Annotated in this window: 1 pseudogene; it reads left to right on the forward strand. The window is 48.3% G+C overall.

What is annotated here, in order from left to right:
- Positions 1–146 precede the first annotated feature (146 nt).
- A pseudogene (locus tag WH277_RS01365) lies at positions 147–389 on the forward strand (hypothetical protein); the annotation flags it as partial.

The raw sequence follows: 389 nt of genomic DNA on the forward strand, positions 1-389 counted from the left end.
CGTCCGAAGGTGGAAAACAAAAAAGGAGTCATTACGATGATAGCTGCCTTCATGAACATGTTGCGATTCATCTCCGGGCAATCGTGTAAGCGCATCATAAGAGTGGTATCTTCCTCCCTCCTTTTTTGCTCATTCAAGGTCAGTGGATGATGAAGCATCGTTATGTGAGTTGTTTTGTGTTCTCTCTTTTGGTTTCTGGAACAAGCCATGCCGGGGTGATGATTCAATCCCCTGGGGGCGGCGTATTAACCTTTTCCCAGGCGAAAAAAGGGGAGCATTACGATGCCAACGCATGGGCGAAAATCGTCTTCTCAAATAAAAATGCTCAGGCAGACCTCAGCCAGGACGATCGCTATTACACGGAAGACGGTTCTTCCCGGGTGTCACCC

The organism is Erwinia sp. MYb416, from assembly GCF_037479575.1.
GTDB classification, from domain to species: domain Bacteria; phylum Pseudomonadota; class Gammaproteobacteria; order Enterobacterales; family Enterobacteriaceae; genus Erwinia; species Erwinia rhapontici.